This is a genomic window from Lachnoclostridium phytofermentans ISDg (assembly GCF_000018685.1).
Lineage (GTDB): Bacteria > Bacillota > Clostridia > Lachnospirales > Lachnospiraceae > Lachnoclostridium > Lachnoclostridium phytofermentans.
Map to the genome: position 1 here is coordinate 2,997,434 of NC_010001.1, position 18,064 is coordinate 3,015,497.

Consider the following 18,064-nt stretch of genomic DNA (forward strand, 5'->3'; position numbering starts at 1 on the left):
TTATTCTGTCAACAACAAAGTGTCATACTAACTATCTAAATTATCTTCAATAAGACTCACACTTACTAATGTCGAAACACCTTTTTCCTGCATGGTGATACCATATAATACATCAGCTGCTGCCATGGTTCCTCTACGGTGTGTAATAATGATAAACTGCGTATCTTTCGTAAGTTTATGAAGATAGTTCGCATATCGTTTTACATTAGAATCATCAAGTGCTGCCTCAATCTCATCGAGTAGACAAAATGGGGATGGTTTTAGGTTTTGAATTGCAAATAAAAGAGAGATCGCGGTAAGTGCCTTTTCTCCACCAGATAGCTGCATCATATTCTGTAACTTCTTTCCTGGAGGTTGCGCGATGATTCGGATTCCAGCTTCTAAGATATCCTCATCCTCCGTAAGCTCCAGTGTACCTTTACCACCACCGAAAAGTTCCCTAAATACAATATCGAATTGTTCTTTAATATCGGCAAACTTTTCTTCAAACTGCCTTCTCATTTCTTCATCAAGCTCATTGATAATTCCCATAAGAGTTTCTTCTGCAGATATTAAATCAGCTTTTTGAGTCGTTAAAAATTCATAACGCTCGGAAAGATTCTTATAATCTTCAATAGCATTGACGTTAACATCACCTAAGGTCTTAATACTATTTTTAAGCTCTGTAATTCCTTTTTTATTGGTAACAGGATTGCTTAATTCTTCTTCCTGATACTCTGTGGCTGTGCTAACTGTCAATTCATATTCTTCCCACATATAGCTTATTTGTGCATCCAAAATCTCGGTTAATTTTTCCTTTTGATTTTGAAGTCGAAATGTTTCTTTATCAAGAAGCGAGATACGGTTCTGAAGTTCTTCTCTGATCTTTACAAATTGTTTATGATTTTGGCTCATGATATCCTTTTGTTCACTTGCCTTTGTAATCTTTTCTTCCAGTATATGAAGTCGTTCCAAATCCTCTTGTTTTTTATTTAAACTAATCGTAATTTGTTCTTCACGCTGATTTTTTTGTTCCGTAGAGCTTTCTGCTTCTCTTCGTAACTCTTGTTCCTCTAATTCAAGTGTCTCTATATCACGACGTACACGGCGCATATTTTCCAACACATATTGTATGCTTTGTTCAAGATTTGAGGATTCAACTAAAATAGAAGAAGCTTCATCCATGGAGCCTTGCTTTGTCGCTCTCTCTTTCGCAAGGTTTTGATTGCACTCTTCGATTCGTTGCTCTTTTTCCTTGCTAATTCTTTCGTTATCAATCAAGGAATTCTTAAGGTTTTCCATGTTAACTTTAAGTTCTTGATTTTGCTCTTCCATTAATTTTAATTCGTTCATAAACTCCAGGTAAGTATGGCGCATACCATCCATCTTTTCCTGTTCTTGTCTAGAATTCATTTTCGCTGTGTTTGCTTCCACTGACAATTCAGATAACCTCTTTTGGTTAGCCTCCACTGTCTCTCTCATAGAAAAACGTTGCTCTTTGTAGGAAATAATATCTTCATTCAATTTCGCAACTTCATTTTTAAGAGTAAGTACATTTTCCTCTAACTCCTCTATTTCCCTTCGTCGGGATAATAAATTACTGGAGTTTTTATATGCACCACCGGAGAGTGATCCACCTGGATTTAATTGCTCTCCTTCAAGCGTTACAATTCGTAAACTATACTTATACTTTTTTGATAACGCTATCGCATGGTCTATGTGGTCAACGACATAAGTTCGTCCAAGCAAATACTTTAATAAATCATCAAATCTACTCTCTGCATGAACCAGCGTATTTGCAAGACCAATTACTCCCTGTTCTCTTAACACTTGTTCATTCGCTGAAATATTTCCTTGAATACTGGTTAATGGTAAAAAGGTAGCTCGTCCATGCTTTCCCTGTTTTAAGTAATCAATCAGTCTCTTTGCCGTATTCTCATTATCTGTTACAATATTTTGGATATTACCGCCAAGTGCAGTCTCAATTGCAGTTTCGTAATTCTTGTCCACTTTAATAATATCAGCAACGACACCAACGATACCAGGTTCTTGATCCTTTTGTTCCATAATACGACGAATACTATTACCATAACCATCATATCGTTCTGTTAAATTTTTAAGGGAATCCAGTTTCGCGTTCATGGATAAATACGATTGATTCTTCTGATTCGATACCGCAACTCCTTGGTCGATTTTCTTTTGAAGTTCTTCGATTTGCTTAACTAGATTTTGGTTCTCCGCAGTAACAGTGTCTATCTGTTCCATAATATGAGCTGCATTTGATTTTAATTCCTCTAATCGGATGCTTAGAGACGACTCTTCACTTTTTATCTTTAGGATCTTTTGATTAATCTCTGCTTTTTTAATCGAGTTTTGCTCATTTATAGTTTCATATCGTTGAAGGTTTGTCTTTATGTTCGAATTTTCATTTAAGATTCGGAAAATCTCATTGTTACAAGATTCAATTTCTCTCGTAAACTCTTGTATACGTGCTTCAATCTGCAATATAGCTTCACTACTACGCGATTTCTTTTCCGCTAATCCACGTAATTTTTCATCGATATCCTGTTTTTCTTTACGATAACCTTCTAATTCATTCAGCTTATTCTCTGAATTTGCTCGTAAAGAATCAATTCGAGATTGAAATGAGTTTTCATTCTGTGTTATGGAAGCAACCTGTTCTCTTAAAACCTTAATCTCTCCGTCGGTCTTTTCAATGCTAAGTTGTAACTCACTTTTACATGATTTCGCTAGCTCCAGTTCTTCCCCTAACTGTTCCAAATCTTCTTCGAGCTTTTCATACTCTATCTTGATATTATCAAACTTCGTCTGGGTTTGGTTAAAATCCTCTGTTACAATTTGTGATTTATTATCAACCTCAATCTTTAACTGGTTGTTTTTCTCATATTCGATTAAAAACTGATTTACTTCTAATGTTTTTAGTTGTTCCTTTAGGCGTAGATATTCTTTTGCGACTTCCGATTGTTTTGCAAGTGGTCCAATCTGTCTTTCTATTTCAGAAATAATATCGGAAACACGAGATAGATTTAATCGTTCTGCTTCAAGATCCCGTTCTGCTAACGCCTTTCTTTTTTTAAACTTCACTATACCGGCAGCTTCATCAAAGAGCTCTCTTCTCTCTTCTGGCTTACCACTTAAAATCTTATCAATTTGTCCCTGACCAATGATAGAATACCCTTCTTTACCAATACCAGTATCCATAAATAGTTCTTGTACATCGCGTAATCTACAGTTTGTACCATTAATCATGTACTCACTTTCTCCAGAACGATAGACACGTCTTGATACAGTTACCTCTTCGTATTCAATTGGCAGTTTATGATCGGAATTATCCAAAGTAATCGCTACATAGGCGAAACCTAGTGACTTTCTCATCTGAGTTCCTGAAAAAATAACATCCTGCATATTGGCACCACGGAGCGATTTTGCACTTTGTTCACCCAAAACCCAACGAACCGCATCTGCAACATTACTTTTACCACTGCCATTTGGTCCAACAATACCAGTAATCCCATTTTTAAATTGAAATGTTATTTTATTTGCAAACGATTTAAATCCATGAACCTCAATACTTTTTAAATACATTCTTTCCCTCATTTCCATGCATCTTTTTGCGTATCCGAAGATTGTGCTGAGGATTATGCAGGCACAAACTCCCTAAGTGAAAGATTTATCTTTCACTTTATTTTAGTAATTTTCGCAATTGTAGAATAGAGCGATATGCTGCTTCTTGTTCTGCGGCTTTTTTTGTACGTCCGGTTCCGATTTCTAAACTTTCTTCATCCATCTTGGCCACGACCGTAAATTTCTTATTGTGATCCGGTCCGGTCTCCTGAAGTAACTCATAACTTAGATGTTTCTTATATTCACTTTGAACAATTTCTTGTAAGATAGTCTTGCTATCATAAAAGAGTTTCTTATGTTCGATATCAGATAATATATAATTACTAATAAACTCTTTTGCATTAGCAAAACCACCATCCAAATAGATAGCACCAATAATTGACTCTAAGGCATCAGAAAGAATAGAATCCCTGTCTCTACCTCCTGTGGTGTCTTCTCCTTTTCCAAGAAATACATAATTCCCAAGATGAAGTTCTCTTGCACATAAAGCAAGTGTTTGTTCACATACCATGCTCGCGCGTAATTTCGTGAGATCTCCTTCTGGCATCTTAGGGTGTTTTTCAAATAACCATTCACTTGTTGTTAATTCTAACACAGCATCCCCTAAAAACTCTAGACGTTCGTTATTCGCTAACTTACTGAGTCTCTTCTCATTTGCAAATGAACTATGTGTTAACGCTTGTCTTAATAGACCTGGTTCTGTGAACGCATAATCAATCTTTTGCTCAAATTCAGCTAACAACTTCTTTGTTGATAATTCAGCCATATTTCACCTACCTCATTCTAGTGTATCATACAAAACTTCATTTTGTACTTTAGTTTACACCATAACATACTTTTTTAGTAGAAAAGTTTCCCTAATTTTTAGATTAAAGGCTCTATAATAAATGTTGGGGTATGTGAAATTAATTCGCTACTCCAACGTTTTTTATTTTATAATAATAAAAAACCTCCCAGTGCCAGTCTCGAAACAAATCACCAGGAGGTTGCATAAATGCATAATTATTGTATCAATAAACTACTAAATTTAAAAGAGGTAAAAGTAAAAAATATAATTCATGGGGATTCCTATGTAAAAATCTTTATTGAAACAAAGGCTAGCGTACAAACTTGTCCTTGCTGTGGTCGCCATACCAAGCAAATTCATGATTACCGTTGGCAATCCATCAAGGACTTGCCCTTTCAACTAAAGCATTGTTACCTAGTTTTAAAAAAGCGACGTTATCGATGTTCTTGTGGAAAAAGATTTAGTGAAAAGTATTCTTTCCTTGCTCGTTATCAGCAAAGATCTACTCGCTTAACTCAATACATAGTAAATGAATTAAGAGATACTACTTCACTAAAATCTGTTGCTAATAAAGCCAATGTTTCATCCGCTACTATTGTAAGGATTCTAGACACAATCCATTATACTTGCCCTTCTTTAAAAGACGCGATATCCATTGATGAATATAAAGGCAATGCTGAGACTGGAAAGTATCAATGTATCATCGTTAATCCAAAGCAGCGCTCCATTATGGATATCCTTCCTGACCGCACACAACCTCACTTATCTGCCTATTTTCGGAATATAAACCGTAGCGAGCGATATCGTGTAAAATATTTTGTGTGTGATATGTGGCAGCCATATGTGGATTTAGCCCATAGCTATTTCCCCAATGCACAAGTAATTATTGATAAATATCATTTTATTCGTCAAGTCACCTGGGCAATTGAAAATGTAAGAAAGCGACTTCAAAAAACAATGCCTACTTCTTTAAGAAAATACTATAAACGAAGCCATAAACTGATTTTAACACGCTATCATAAACTAGAAGACGAATACAAAAAAGCATGTGACTTGATGCTTTATTACAATGATGACTTACGAAAAGCGCATATGTTGAAAGAATGGTTTTATGATATTTGTCAAAGTACTAAGTACTCCTTTCAGAGAACACAGTTTTACGAATGGATTCGCAATGCAGAAAGTTCTGGTATAGCAGAGTTTGAAAAATGTGCTGCCACATACCGTCACTGGGGAAAAGAAATATTAAATTCTTTTAAATATGGAATTACAAACGGACCAACAGAAGGTTTTAATAATAAGATAAAAGTTCTTAAACGTATTTCCTATGGTATTCGAAACTTTGAACGTTTCCGTACTCGTATTTTACACTCTTGTAACTAAATAACAATAGACTGGCACGAGGTTTATTTCGTATGCCCAAAAATATATGTTATAGGCCCCAAATATAAAAATAGCTCTACATCCAGTAATGGAGCATGATTGATAACAATTATACCCCAAGACTTGACATAGAGCCAGATTAAAAAAGGGTGTTGCCATTTGCACCGCTAAGGCAACACCCGATCATATTATTCCAATGCATTCTTGATTTGTTCAACTGCATCCGCAACCGTTACAATATTCTCTGCCTCTTCGTTTGGAATCTCGATATCGAACTCTTCTTCGATTCCCATAATAATCTGGTAGATATCCAAAGAATCTGCTCCTAAGTCATCAATGAATGTTGTCTCCATTGTGATTTCCTCTGTTTCAATGTTTAATACTTCACCGATAATTTTCTGTAACTTTTCAAATTCCATAACGTTCACCTTTCTTACTCGTGATTTCTAATCTTCTTTTTGAATATACTCTTTAATTTTACTATTGATATCATTCTTTTTAAATGATATACACTGAATGATAGAATTTTTGATTTCTAATGCATTCGAACTACCGTGGCTCTTCACCACAAGACCATTGAGACCAAGCATCGGTGCTCCACCGTAACTTGACATGTCAAAATCCTTTAAGGTTCTTTTTAGTGCTGGTTTTACTAACGCAGCACCGATTGTGCTAATCGTTGTGCTTGTAAGTCCGGCTTTGATTTTTTTCATCAACGCACTCGCCAAGCCTTCGTAAAGTTTTAATATAACATTACCTACAAAAGCTTCACACACGATAACATCTGCAGCACCATTTGGAATATCTCTCGCTTCAATACTTCCGATAAAATTAATTTCATCGCAGTTCTTTAAAAGCGGGAAGGTTTCTTTTACTAAAAGATTACCCTTTTCTTCCTCTGCGCCGATATTAACGATTGCAACCCTTGGATTCTTAATTCCTACCACGTGTTCCATATAGATGGAACCCATCTTAGCAAATTGAACCAAATGAGATGCTCTAGCATCTACATTAGCGCCACAATCCACTAATAGGGAAACCCCATTCATGGTTGGAAGTAAAGGAGCCAATGGAGGGCGTTCAACACCCTTAATCCTTCCGGCAATCAACTGCGCACCTACAAGCACCGCTCCTGTACTTCCAGCGGAAACAAACGCATCTGCTTCCCCATTCTTTACAAGATTAAGTGCGACAACAATCGAAGAATCTTTTTTTCTACGGATAGCATTTACCGGTGCTTCTTCATTGGTAATCACCTCACTGGCTGCCACTACCTTAATACGATTCTGATCGTACGTATACTTCTTTAGTTCTTCTTGTACGGCGGTCAATTGACCCACTAAGTGTACTGTGATTTCAGGACATTCATTGACAGCTTCTACGGCGCCTTTGACAATCTCGGATGGAGCATTGTCACCGCCCATTGCATCTACCGCAACTCTAACTGTACTTTGCATTTCTTCCTTTCCTTTCCTCATCATTACCTATGTACCAATATAACCGATTGCATATAAAAAATCAACCACTATTTTTTATACAAAATATAGATAAACAAAGTGACTTCGCTACCCCGAAAATCCTTATTTCTTGCATTAAATCGAAGCAATTTGTCTAGACGAATACACTTCGCCTTGCAGAATCCCCTTGGGTGAGTGCACATCCCTCAGAGAGTATAAAAGCTGTTATTCCGTAATGAATTACCGAATAACAGCTGATGACTTTTTATTTTATTTTTAACACGTTTTCAAGCTTGCATTCAAAGAGCTAATCTAGCTTAGTTTTTCGAATAGAAAAAGGACTTTAGAGTGCTATACCCCAAGTTCTGTGGCTGAATGATTTGCTCTGTACTTCCAACAAATAATATCCCATTTGGTTTTAATGCTTCATTGAATTTTTGATAAATCACATCTTTTGCTTCTTCTGTAAAGTAGATTAAAACATTTCTACAAACGATTAAATCCATTCCACTTGGATACGGATCCTTAAGCAGATTGTGTTGGCGAAACTCAACGCACGCTTTTACACTATCAGCAATCTGATATGTACTGGCATTCACAGCAGTAAAATACTTTGATACAAACTCCTGTGGTAACCCTTTTAGACTTTTAATGTTGTACAGGCCCATTCTTGCCTTATCTAGTACCTGCTTATCAATGTCAGTCGCTATTATCTTAATTTTTGATAATGGCATAAACTTTGATAATAACATAACTAGGGAATACGGTTCATCACCGGTGGAACATGCTGCACTCCATATTTTTATATTCGGAGACTTTTGCAATAGAGAAGGAAGAATTTCCTTCTCCAGCAATTGCCACTGTTCCGGATTACGGTAGAATTCCGAGACATTTATGGTAAGGTACGTGACAAATTCATCAAACATTACCTTGTTTTGCTTTAGCACACTGACATACTCTGCATAAGTGGTATACTTATGTTTTGTTATTAAAGAGTCAATCCGTCTCTTCATCTGACGCTCTTTGTATGAATTCAAATCAATCTTTGTCAATTCAAAAATATTTTTTTTAAAGACTTCATAACTATCCGTCATTTTTCCTCTCATTCTGTCACGTTTTGTGACTTATATAGGAGGAATTTTGCACGCCAGCACAAATTCCGGAATAAAACAAATTTCTTTAGAAATTAGATTCTAAAGAAATTTATTTAATCCATATCCTATTACTCTTCTGTAGTTGCTTCTTCAGCAGCTGGAGCTTCTAATGCCTTGATGCTTAAGCTGATTTTCTTTTCATCATTATTAAAATCTACAACCTTAGCTGTAACTTCCTGACCAATCTTTAAAGCATCTGCTGGTTTTTCAATGTGTTCTTTGCTAATCTGAGATACATGAAGTAATGCATCTACGCCTGGCTCTAATTCAACAAATGCACCAAACTCTGTCATACGAGCAACTCTACCAGTTACTACGTTACCAACAGCGTATTTCTCGCTTGCATTTGCCCATGGATTCTGCTCTGGGAACTTAAGGCTTAGGGCAATTTTTTCACCCTGGATATCTTTGATGAATGCCTTTACAGTATCGCCAACCTTAAATACCTTCTTAGGACTTTCAATACGTCCCCAAGACATCTCGGAGATGTGAAGTAAACCGTCAGCGCCGCCTAAATCGATGAATGCACCGAAATCTGTTACGTTCTTTACTGTACCTTCTACTACATCGCCTACTTTAATCTTTGCAAATAAAGCTTTGGATAATTCCTGCTTCTTAGCAACTAATAATTGCTTACGATCACCAATGATTCTTCTTCTCTTAGGATTGAACTCACTGATTACGAATTCAATTTCCTGATCCTTGAATTTATCAAGATTCTTCTCATAAGTGTCACTTGCTAAAGATGCTGGGATGAATATTCTTGCTTCATCTACGATTACACTTAAGCCACCATCTAATACAGCAGCTACTTTTGCTTTTAATACTTCTTTGTTGTTGAATGCCTCTTCTAATCTCTTGCTACCTTTTTCTGCTGCAAGTCTCTTGTAAGTAAGAAGAACCTGACCTTCACCATCATTTACTTTTAATACTTTAACGGTCATTGTGTCGCCTTCATTTGCAACGGTTCTTAGGTCAACGTTTGGCTGATTGGTATACTCATTTCTTGTAAGAATACCATCTGCTTTGTATCCTATATTTAAGACAATCTCGTCTTCTTTTACACGAATAACTGTACCATCGACTACCTCTCCGTTGTGTATTGTTACTAATGACTCCTCCAATAATTGTTCAAAACTCATTTCTGCCATTCTAGTATGAACCTCCTTGATAATATTATTTGGGGTGGAAGCCCCTGCAGTAATACCTACGCTACGAAAAGATTTAAGTTGATTTAAATCCAGGTCAATAAGTTTCTGTATATAGTAAGTATTTGCACATTCCTTTTTAGAAATTTCATAAAGCTTTCTCGTATTCGAACTATGCTTTCCTCCGATTACAATCATCGCTTCAGAAGTCTTTGATAGCATCGCTGCTTCTGTCTGACGTTCTTCAGTCGCGTTGCATATCGTATTTAAAACAAGTATATCATAACCCTTTTTTGAAATAATTTCAACTAATTCTTGAAAATTCTTGTAATTAAATGTCGTTTGGGCTACAATACATACCTTTTGTTCAGAAGATAACTGAATTTTTTCGGCTTCTTCGGCATTCCCAACTACAATAACGGGATTTTTACACCAACCAATAATTCCGGAAACTTCCGGATGTTCTTTATCTCCTATCACAATCAACTGACGTCCGAGTTCGCTTTGTTCTTTCACAATTCGATGAATCTTCAGTACATAAGGGCAAGTTGCATCTACTAAATCAAAATTTTTCCCTTCTGTTTCCTCTATTTCCTTGATTTGATCTAGTACACTCTTCGGTACACCATGAGATCTTATCACTATTGTTCCCCTGTCAAGTTTTTTCAATTCATCCAAGGAATGAATGACTTTAACTCCTTTATCTTCTAAATCCTTAACAACCTCATCATTATGAATAATTGGTCCATAAGTATAGACTTCTTTCCCATTTGATATCTCTTCGTATACCTTATCTACTGCTCTTTTTACACCAAAGCAAAAGCCTGCTGTTTTTGCAAGTGTTATCTTCAAAACTTCTACCTTAGTCTGTTTCTATCTTAAAAACCTACTCAGTATGCTGTGTATTTCACACTTAAAACATGCACTCAGTAGGCTGGAAGTTTGTGCCGAGGATTACGCATGCACAACTTCTGTGTGAAAGAACTTGTTCTTTCACGCTATTATCTGAGAAAATAGAAAAAGGATGTGATCAGCCACCTCTGTAATTGTCATAGCAGAACTATCCACTAAAACTGCATCCTTTGCTTGACTAAGTGGTGAGATGTCTCGATGCATATCTTGATAATCACGATCCATGATACTCTTTTCAATTTCTTCTAATGAAACAGACTCGCCCTTTCTAATTAATTCCTCATATCTACGTTTTGCACGTACTTCAGTACTTGCGGTCAAATAAACTTTTAAATCCGCATTCGGTAACACATGAGTTCCTATATCTCTACCATCCATAACTACATTTTCTTTAGCAGCAAGTCTCTGCTGTAATTCAACTAATTTCTCACGAACCTGCTTTTTTACAGAGCAAGCGGATGCCATAGTTCCTGCTTCTACGGATCGAATCAATCCATTTACATTTTCTCCGTTTAATAAAACCTGCTGTTCTCCTTGCTCAAATATAATAGAAATATCGACTTGTTCACATGCTTTGATTACAGCATCTTCCTCTTCTAAAGAAATATTTTCACGAACGAAATATAGCCCCATAGCACGATACATCGCGCCTGTATCAATATAAATGTACCCTAGCTTCTTTGCAATTTGCCTAGCTATTGTGCTTTTCCCAGCGCCAGCAGGTCCATCGATAGCAATGCTTAAGTATTTTTTACTTATTTCCAACTAACCTTCCTCCTAATTTTCTGCAACTGCTCTTCCGGCCGCTACGCCAGTAGACCATGCAATCTGTAAATTATAGCCGCCAGTTAACGCATCCAAATCTAGGACCTCGCCAACAAAATAAACACCATTGATTCGCTTGGATTCCATTGTGGTAGGATCGATTTCTTTCACTTTAATTCCGCCTTTTGTAACAACGGCTTCATTATATCCACCAAAGCGAGCAATATGAAAGGTCATATTCTTTAAACAGTCAACTAGCCTAGCACGCTCTTCCTTGGTAATGGCATTCACCTGTTTGTCCGGTGCTATTTCACTAAGTGTTATTATAATGCCTATTAATTTTTGTGGCAATAGATGTTCTAAGGAATTTTTAAATTGTTTATTTTTATATTCCTCAAAATCCCTGAGAATTCTTGCATCTAATTGTTCATAAGACAGCGCAGGTTTTAAATCTAGATGAAAAATCAATTCACATTCATTTAGATAGGGAAGTAAAATGCTTGTACCACTTAAAATTACGGGACCGCTGACACCAAAATGGGTAAATAACATCTCACCAAATGCGCGATAAAGTTCTTTTCCTTCTGGAATCTTCTTTTTCTTCTTTCCTTTTTTCTCCTGTTCTTGTTCTGAAGTTTCTGGAACAGAAACTTTTGTCTCAGAAACTTTTGCTTCCCCAGCAGTCACGGTTACTTCAATATTCTTAAGTGATAACCCCTGCAACTCTTTTGCATACTCTTCTTGCAAATGTATAGAAACAAGAGATGGATATCTTGGGGTAATTTCATGCCCAAATTCCTTCGCAAAGCGATATCCGTCTCCTGTAGAACCAGTCGATGGATAGGATAACCCCCCAGTAGCAACAATGACAGCACTGCCCTCTACAAAACTTCCATTTGCTAAGGCAATACCAGTTACTCTACCTGCATTCTCATGCAAGCAAGTAACCTCAGTATTGAGGTGAATTTTAACTCCTAGATTTCTCATCTCCCTCTCAAGAGTTGAAATAACGTCAGAGGAATGATCCGAAACAGGAAATACTCTATTCCCACGTTCCACCTTCGTTTTTAATCCCAGCTCTTCAAAGAACTTTATCGTATCCTCGTTCGTAAAGGAATATAACGAACTATACATGAATTTTGAGTTCGTAACAATATTTGCAAATATATTCTCTAAGTCAGAAGCATTGGTTATATTACATCTTCCTTTGCCAGTAATATAAATCTTTTTCCCTAACTTTTCATTCTTCTCATATAACTCAACTTTTTTCTTTTTTCTTGCAGCCATGATAGCAGCTATCATACCAGCAGCACCACCGCCAACAACTAGGATTCTATCTTCCACATTAACCAAGCCTTTCCATGACCTGCAAACTTTGAGTCGCAGGTACAATATTTACATGTAAATTACAAAGCAATTTACTGTAAAAAACTTTATTTTTTCAATCTAATGGTTACTTTATTGTAATCTATCTTTTCCTTTGTAATCTTTTAAGTATTTTCTTACGAAAAAGAGACTCAACAAAACAACCGAAATCGTACGATACTCGTTATGTCTTGCTTAGTCTCCTCTTCCTTACTGCTTTGTTTCCATATATACTTGATTGATATCAAATTCAAAATGTCCAGACGCATACGGACCATCCATCACACGAAATATCACCTTATGATAGGTGTCTGATAAATTATCCAATAAACTTTGTGCAATCGCATCTAAGATTTCAGCCTCAATAGAACTACCTACATTCTTTACTGGTGGCTGATCTCCTGTAAAACTTACAATGACCATATCATCCTTCGTAGTAACCGAATCGATTCCTATTGTGAATGATTCATCTTCCATTGACTCAACTACCTTGTCTACGATTAGTTCCGGTGTTATCTCCGTATCCGGTGGTACCATTGCTATTACGGATATTTTCTCAGCGGTTTCTGCACTGATAGAATATATAGAAAGTTCTTTTTCGTTAATCTGTATCTCTGGCGTATTTGTTATCTGGGTAATAGTTGGAACCGTGGTATGTATAGGTTCCTGATCTTGCTTCACATTCTTAGGTGCACTGCAACCCCAAACGAAAACCATGCAAAGAAATACAACTGAGACTAATCCAACCAATTTCTTGTTTTTCATATCACACGTCTCCTTATTCACAGCAGGGAATTACTTTTCTAACTTTATAGAATCCGGTAATTATACTTATCTTCCCTTACAGAATAACGGCTAACTATGTCATTTCTATGGTAAAATCACAAAAAGAAAAGAAAAGCACATTTATTTTTGTATTTATTTCATCTTTCCTGTGTTTTTGATAACTAAAATTCGTCTTCTAATAAAATTTTAAGTAGTAATATCTTAGCCATCTGCACTGTTTGACTCCTTATTTCATCCCTAGACCCAATTCCTGATAATAATATAATGTGAGTCTTCTCTTTATAATAACAGGAAAGATATACTGTGCCAACTGGTTTCTTAGGTGTTCCTCCCAGTGGTCCTGCAATTCCTGTGATTGCGACAGCAACGGAAGCATCTGCGGCTTTAGCAGCACCTCTTGCCATTTCTCCTGCTGTTTCCATACTTACAGCACCATTTGCCACAAGAGTATCATGAGAAACACAAAGGCACTGTTCCTTCGCTTCATTTGCATAAGTTACAAAACTCCGGTCAATAACGCTCGATGCACCTGAAACATTAATCATATTAGCAATAAATAGCCCACCTGTGCATGACTCTGCTGCTGTTAAGGTTAACCCCTTTTTGCTCATCTTCTTGATTAATAGACTTTCAAGTGATTCTTGCGTGGAAAATGAGTAGATGCTAGTTCCAAAACACGTTATTAACTCCTTCTGTAAGGAGTCTTTCCACAGCTCACTTTCTTTCTCAGCGTTAAAATTTTTATGAAAATAAAGCGTGGCATCTAACACTTCCCCAAACTGTTCTTCCCTTAACGTACCCTCGCATACTTTTGGTACTTCTTTGATTTCCAAGCAGTCTGTTGCAATTATAAGAGATGGATCCTTGTGTTTAAGTTTCTCTAACTCAATCGTTAAATTAGACTTCCTGATACCACATAGTTTAACCACTAGAGAAGAAAGAATACCGTAAGAAGGATTTAAGTTAATATTTTCCATATCTTGAGGTAGCTCTAAAGTAGCGCTATCTATATTAGATATTAAGTAATAAATGTTACCGAATACTTCTATCTTTTCTCCAAATGTTTTCTGCTCTAATCTAGCGTCAGAACGACCATTCTTAAGAAAACTCTCAAGTTTACTTATTTCCTCTTCTTTGAATCCACTGAATATAACAAAAGGATAGGATTTATTTAATTTTTCTTCACATTCCTCTGCATCAAAAACAGTATCATATTCAGAAAGAATGAAACCTTGTATCTGCAGTTGTCTTATCAATTGAATTAATTTTTTCGAAATTGATAAATCATAAAACGTTGAACTTACTTTATGAATGATGTGATACTCCATCGAAACCTCCTTGAATAATAGACTTTTTTTATTCTAATTATATTACCTTAAAAACACATTTTATATAAAAAGATGGCCTGACTTCTTAATTTATAAGTCGGCCATACTTTTTTATTATAAAAATTAGTTATTAAATGAATTGCAGATTAAACATTAAATAATTGTAGATTAATCATTGAATTAATGTCATATTGATCATCAAATTAATATTAGTTTAATCCTTAAATGTATAACAGATTAACCATCGAATTAATCAAATTAACTTATTTTGTTCCATCTAATAAAATGTAGCGATTCTTGTAGAGGTAATCTAATAGGGATATTACAGTTAAGCCAAATGCTAACCATAAGAATATCTGCTCTAATATATTAAACAGCGGTAAATTCGAATCTAAGATAAACAAGATACACATAATCATCTGTGCAGCTGTTTTAAATTTACCCCAATAACTTGCCGCAATAACCAGCCCATTATCGGAAGCTACCAAACGAAAACCACTGATAATAAACTCTCTCGCAATAATAACGATAACTACCCAAGCAGGTACTGTCTGGAATTGCACAAAACAAATTAATGCGGAGGAGACTAAGAGTTTATCCGCCAAAGGATCCATAAATTTACCAAAGTTTGTTACAAGATTATATTTTCTAGCCAGATAACCATCTATAAAATCAGTGGTACATGCAATTATAAATACGGCTAAGGCAAAATATTTACCATATGGTATTCCTGGGCTTAACATCAGTATTAAAAATACTGGTATCATAATGACCCTAAATATTGTAATCTTATTTGGCAGATTCATAATTTCCTCCTTAAGCCTACTCGGCTGTTCCTATTAAATCATATTCTTTTGCTTCAGTTACCGTAACCTCCACAAACTCACCGGACATAAGTTCATCCTTGGTGTGTACAAATATATATCCATCAATATTCGGAGCGTCCATATAGGTTCTTCCAATGAAAATTCCATCTTCTACAAGTTTTCCTTCGATCATAACCTTTAATTTACGTCCAACCATTGATTCCGCTCTTTCAAAAGCAATCCCTTGTTGAATTTCCATCAGTTCTTTTTGACGTGCTACTTTTACTTTTTTCGTAATCTGATCTTTCATCTTCGCTGCTGGTGTATCCTCTTCTTTTGAATAAGTAAATACTCCTAAACGTTCAAATCTCATCTTGCGAACAAATTCTTTTAATATCTCATGGTCTTCCTCCGTTTCTCCAGGGAAACCTGTGATCAAAGAAGTTCTAAGTGCGATATCTGGTATTTCTTTACGAAGTTTCGTAATCAGTGTTACTAATTCCTCATTATTTGTTCTACGTCCCATGCGTTTTAGTATATCATCGGAAGCATGTTGAATTGGGATATCAAGATAGTGACAGATTTTCGTTTCTGACTTGAGTACATCAATCAACTCGTCATTAATCTCTTCTGGGTAACAATATTGAATTCTTATCCATTCAATACCATCAATTGCACAAAGCTTACGTAATAGTTCAGGGAGCATTTTCTTTCCATATAAATCTACACCATATACGGTAGTTTCTTGCGCAATTAGGATTAATTCCTTTACTCCACCTTCCGAAAGAAACTTCGCTTCTTCAACCAAACGTTCCATTGGAACACTACGATAATCTCCACGAATTTTAGGAATGATACAGTACGTACAGTGCTTATCGCACCCTTCTGCAATTTTTAAGAAAGAATAATACCCACCGGTTGTATTAACGCGGTTTGTCTTAACCTCCGATAAGTAATCGACATCTTTGAAAGACTCTGTTCTTTCTCCTCCTAATACCTTATCAATCACCTCAGTAATAGCATCATAGCTGGTAGTTCCAAGCAATGCGTCAACCTCAGGAATTTCTGCTAAAATATCCTCTTTATAACGCTGAGCAAGACAGCCAGTGACAATAAGTCCTTTTAAGCTGCCACTTTTCTTATATTCTGCCATTTCAAGAATGGTGTTAATACTTTCTTCTTTCGCATCATGGATAAAGCAGCATGTATTTACTACAATAATATCTGCTTCGCTTTCATCGTTCGTTAGTTCAAAGCCACGGTCTCTAATTAATCCTAGCATTACCTCGCTGTCAACTAAATTCTTGTCACAACCAAGTGAGATAAAAAATATTTTCATTATATAAAACCTTTCTAGTCTATTCGGATATTAGAATCGTTACCATATTTTTCTACCATTATGCATAACGTTTCCTTGCATACAAAATTTAGGTAATCTTGGTGTGTCTTCCCTTTCGATTCCTAACAATAAGTAATCTCAGGGAATCTTTCCATTTGATTCCTAAAATATTGGTAATCTCAGTGTATCTTTTCTTTTGATTCCTAAAATATAGGTTATCTTAGAATTTCTCCATTTCAATTCCCCAATTATTAATTTTCATATACATATGTTTTCTCCATTACAAATTATTGTAACAGTTTTTAATGGAAATTCAAATAGTAAATGAAATATTTTTGTATTTTTATAGTTTCTTTAGATTTGGAACTTTTTCGCTCCATAAACACAGTTGTTCATAAGCATAGCAATTGTCATTGGGCCAACCCCTCCTGGAACTGGCGTAATTGCACTTACTTTATCAACAACATCGTCGTAGTCTACATCTCCACATAACTTATTGTTTTCATCGCGATGCATTCCTACATCAATCACCACTGCCCCATCTTTTACATATTCTTTTGTAAGAAATCTAGGTTTTCCAATTGCAACCACTAAGATATCTGCTCTTTTGGTAATCTCGGATAGATTCTTAGTTTTAGAGTGGCAAATTGTTACAGTCCCATTTTCACGAAGTAAAAGAAGTGCCATCGGCTTACCAACAATATTACTTCTTCCAAGAACAACGCACTCTTTCCCTTCAATTTCGATTCCAGAGCGTTTTAATAACTGTACGATTCCAGCAGGAGTACAGGATAGATACCCCGCCTGCCCAATACTTAGCGCTCCGACGCTTTCTGGATGAAAACCATCGACATCCTTCTTTGGGTCAATCGTTTTAATAACCTTATTTTCCTCAATATGGTCTGGTAATGGTAATTGAACTAAGATACCTGTAACATCATCTCTATCGTTAAGTTCATTTATTAAGTTTAATAGTTCTTCCTCTGTAGTCTCTAAAGGAAGCTCATAAGCCAAGGAACGAATACCACAATATTCACAAGCTTTCTTTTTATTACCGACATATACCGTAGATGCTGGATCTGTTCCAACTTGAATCACTGCCAAAGTAACTTCTTTTCCTTGACTTTTTAGTTCAGAAACTTCAGCTTTTAATTCATCTTTGATTTCTCCAGAAATTCTTTTTCCATCAATAATCATTGCCATACTGCTA

General features: G+C 35.9%; 14 protein-coding genes. 1 reads left to right on the forward strand and 13 read right to left on the reverse strand.

The window, feature by feature from the left end; translation table 11 throughout:
• Positions 1–27 precede the first annotated feature (27 nt).
• Together smc and rnc are read right to left on the reverse strand one after the other, a co-directional pair.
• Complete coding sequence (smc, locus tag CPHY_RS12615) at positions 28–3,585, reverse strand: chromosome segregation protein SMC (protein WP_012200458.1); 3,558 nt, start codon at positions 3,583–3,585, stop codon at positions 28–30.
• Between the two features lie 97 nt (positions 3,586–3,682).
• The gene (rnc, locus tag CPHY_RS12620) at positions 3,683–4,390 is read right to left on the reverse strand and encodes a ribonuclease III (RefSeq protein ID WP_012200459.1); all 708 of its coding nucleotides are present in this window, start codon (positions 4,388–4,390) and stop codon (positions 3,683–3,685) included.
• A gap of 228 nt (positions 4,391–4,618) precedes the next feature.
• Between rnc and CPHY_RS12625 the strand changes: the two genes are divergently transcribed.
• Entirely contained in the window at positions 4,619–5,794 is a 1,176-nt protein-coding gene (locus CPHY_RS12625) for an ISL3 family transposase (RefSeq protein WP_012198596.1), read from the forward strand.
• A 188-nt stretch (positions 5,795–5,982) separates the two neighbouring features.
• Here the strand turns inward: CPHY_RS12625 and acpP are convergent, their stop codons facing one another.
• From acpP to folD, 11 genes are all read right to left on the reverse strand, one after another.
• Complete coding sequence (acpP, locus tag CPHY_RS12630) at positions 5,983–6,213, reverse strand: acyl carrier protein (RefSeq protein WP_012200460.1); 231 nt, start codon at positions 6,211–6,213, stop codon at positions 5,983–5,985.
• A gap of 27 nt (positions 6,214–6,240) precedes the next feature.
• The gene (gene plsX / locus CPHY_RS12635; protein ID WP_041703654.1) at positions 6,241–7,251 is read right to left on the reverse strand and encodes a phosphate acyltransferase PlsX; all 1,011 of its coding nucleotides are present in this window, start codon (positions 7,249–7,251) and stop codon (positions 6,241–6,243) included.
• Positions 7,252–7,568: 317 nt separating this feature from the next.
• On the reverse strand, positions 7,569–8,345 hold the full coding sequence (locus tag CPHY_RS12640; RefSeq protein WP_012200462.1) for a CheR family methyltransferase: 777 nt from the start codon (positions 8,343–8,345) through the stop codon (positions 7,569–7,571).
• Between the two features lie 128 nt (positions 8,346–8,473).
• Positions 8,474–10,405, reverse strand: a complete 1,932-nt coding sequence (locus tag CPHY_RS12645) for a bifunctional 4-hydroxy-3-methylbut-2-enyl diphosphate reductase/30S ribosomal protein S1 (RefSeq protein ID WP_012200463.1) — start codon at positions 10,403–10,405, stop codon at positions 8,474–8,476.
• Positions 10,406–10,546: 141 nt separating this feature from the next.
• On the reverse strand, positions 10,547–11,230 hold the full coding sequence (gene cmk, locus CPHY_RS12650; RefSeq protein WP_012200464.1) for a (d)CMP kinase: 684 nt from the start codon (positions 11,228–11,230) through the stop codon (positions 10,547–10,549).
• Positions 11,231–11,242: 12 nt separating this feature from the next.
• Positions 11,243–12,583 carry a BaiN/RdsA family NAD(P)/FAD-dependent oxidoreductase gene (locus tag CPHY_RS12655; RefSeq protein WP_012200465.1) on the reverse strand — a complete coding sequence of 447 codons (1,341 nt, stop codon included), beginning with the start codon at positions 12,581–12,583 and terminating at the stop codon, positions 11,243–11,245.
• A gap of 222 nt (positions 12,584–12,805) precedes the next feature.
• Complete coding sequence (locus CPHY_RS12660) at positions 12,806–13,360, reverse strand: hypothetical protein (RefSeq protein WP_012200466.1); 555 nt, start codon at positions 13,358–13,360, stop codon at positions 12,806–12,808.
• A 182-nt stretch (positions 13,361–13,542) separates the two neighbouring features.
• The gene (locus CPHY_RS21290; RefSeq protein ID WP_012200467.1) at positions 13,543–14,709 is read right to left on the reverse strand and encodes a CinA family protein; all 1,167 of its coding nucleotides are present in this window, start codon (positions 14,707–14,709) and stop codon (positions 13,543–13,545) included.
• A 263-nt stretch (positions 14,710–14,972) separates the two neighbouring features.
• Positions 14,973–15,515, reverse strand: a complete 543-nt coding sequence (pgsA, locus tag CPHY_RS12670) for a CDP-diacylglycerol--glycerol-3-phosphate 3-phosphatidyltransferase (RefSeq protein ID WP_012200468.1) — start codon at positions 15,513–15,515, stop codon at positions 14,973–14,975.
• A gap of 16 nt (positions 15,516–15,531) precedes the next feature.
• Positions 15,532–16,854 carry a 30S ribosomal protein S12 methylthiotransferase RimO gene (rimO, locus tag CPHY_RS12675; RefSeq protein WP_012200469.1) on the reverse strand — a complete coding sequence of 441 codons (1,323 nt, stop codon included), beginning with the start codon at positions 16,852–16,854 and terminating at the stop codon, positions 15,532–15,534.
• A gap of 354 nt (positions 16,855–17,208) precedes the next feature.
• The gene (gene folD / locus CPHY_RS12680; RefSeq protein WP_012200470.1) at positions 17,209–18,057 is read right to left on the reverse strand and encodes a bifunctional methylenetetrahydrofolate dehydrogenase/methenyltetrahydrofolate cyclohydrolase FolD; all 849 of its coding nucleotides are present in this window, start codon (positions 18,055–18,057) and stop codon (positions 17,209–17,211) included.
• Positions 18,058–18,064 lie beyond the last annotated feature (7 nt).

Coding starts and splice junctions, on each gene's coding strand:
- CPHY_RS12625 (WP_012198596.1), top strand. CDS start 4,619: ATGCATAATTATTGTATCAATAAACTACTAAATTTAAAAGAGGTAAAA.
- plsX (WP_041703654.1), bottom strand. CDS start 7,251: ATGCAAAGTACAGTTAGAGTTGCGGTAGATGCAATGGGCGGTGACAAT.
- rnc (WP_012200459.1), bottom strand. CDS start 4,390: ATGGCTGAATTATCAACAAAGAAGTTGTTAGCTGAATTTGAGCAAAAG.
- CPHY_RS12640 (WP_012200462.1), bottom strand. CDS start 8,345: ATGACGGATAGTTATGAAGTCTTTAAAAAAAATATTTTTGAATTGACA.
- smc (WP_012200458.1), bottom strand. CDS start 3,585: ATGTATTTAAAAAGTATTGAGGTTCATGGATTTAAATCGTTTGCAAAT.
- acpP (WP_012200460.1), bottom strand. CDS start 6,213: ATGGAATTTGAAAAGTTACAGAAAATTATCGGTGAAGTATTAAACATT.
- CPHY_RS12660 (WP_012200466.1), bottom strand. CDS start 13,360: ATGAAAAACAAGAAATTGGTTGGATTAGTCTCAGTTGTATTTCTTTGC.
- folD (WP_012200470.1), bottom strand. CDS start 18,057: ATGGCAATGATTATTGATGGAAAAAGAATTTCTGGAGAAATCAAAGAT.
- CPHY_RS21290 (WP_012200467.1), bottom strand. CDS start 14,709: ATGGAGTATCACATCATTCATAAAGTAAGTTCAACGTTTTATGATTTA.
- rimO (WP_012200469.1), bottom strand. CDS start 16,854: ATGAAAATATTTTTTATCTCACTTGGTTGTGACAAGAATTTAGTTGAC.
- pgsA (WP_012200468.1), bottom strand. CDS start 15,515: ATGAATCTGCCAAATAAGATTACAATATTTAGGGTCATTATGATACCA.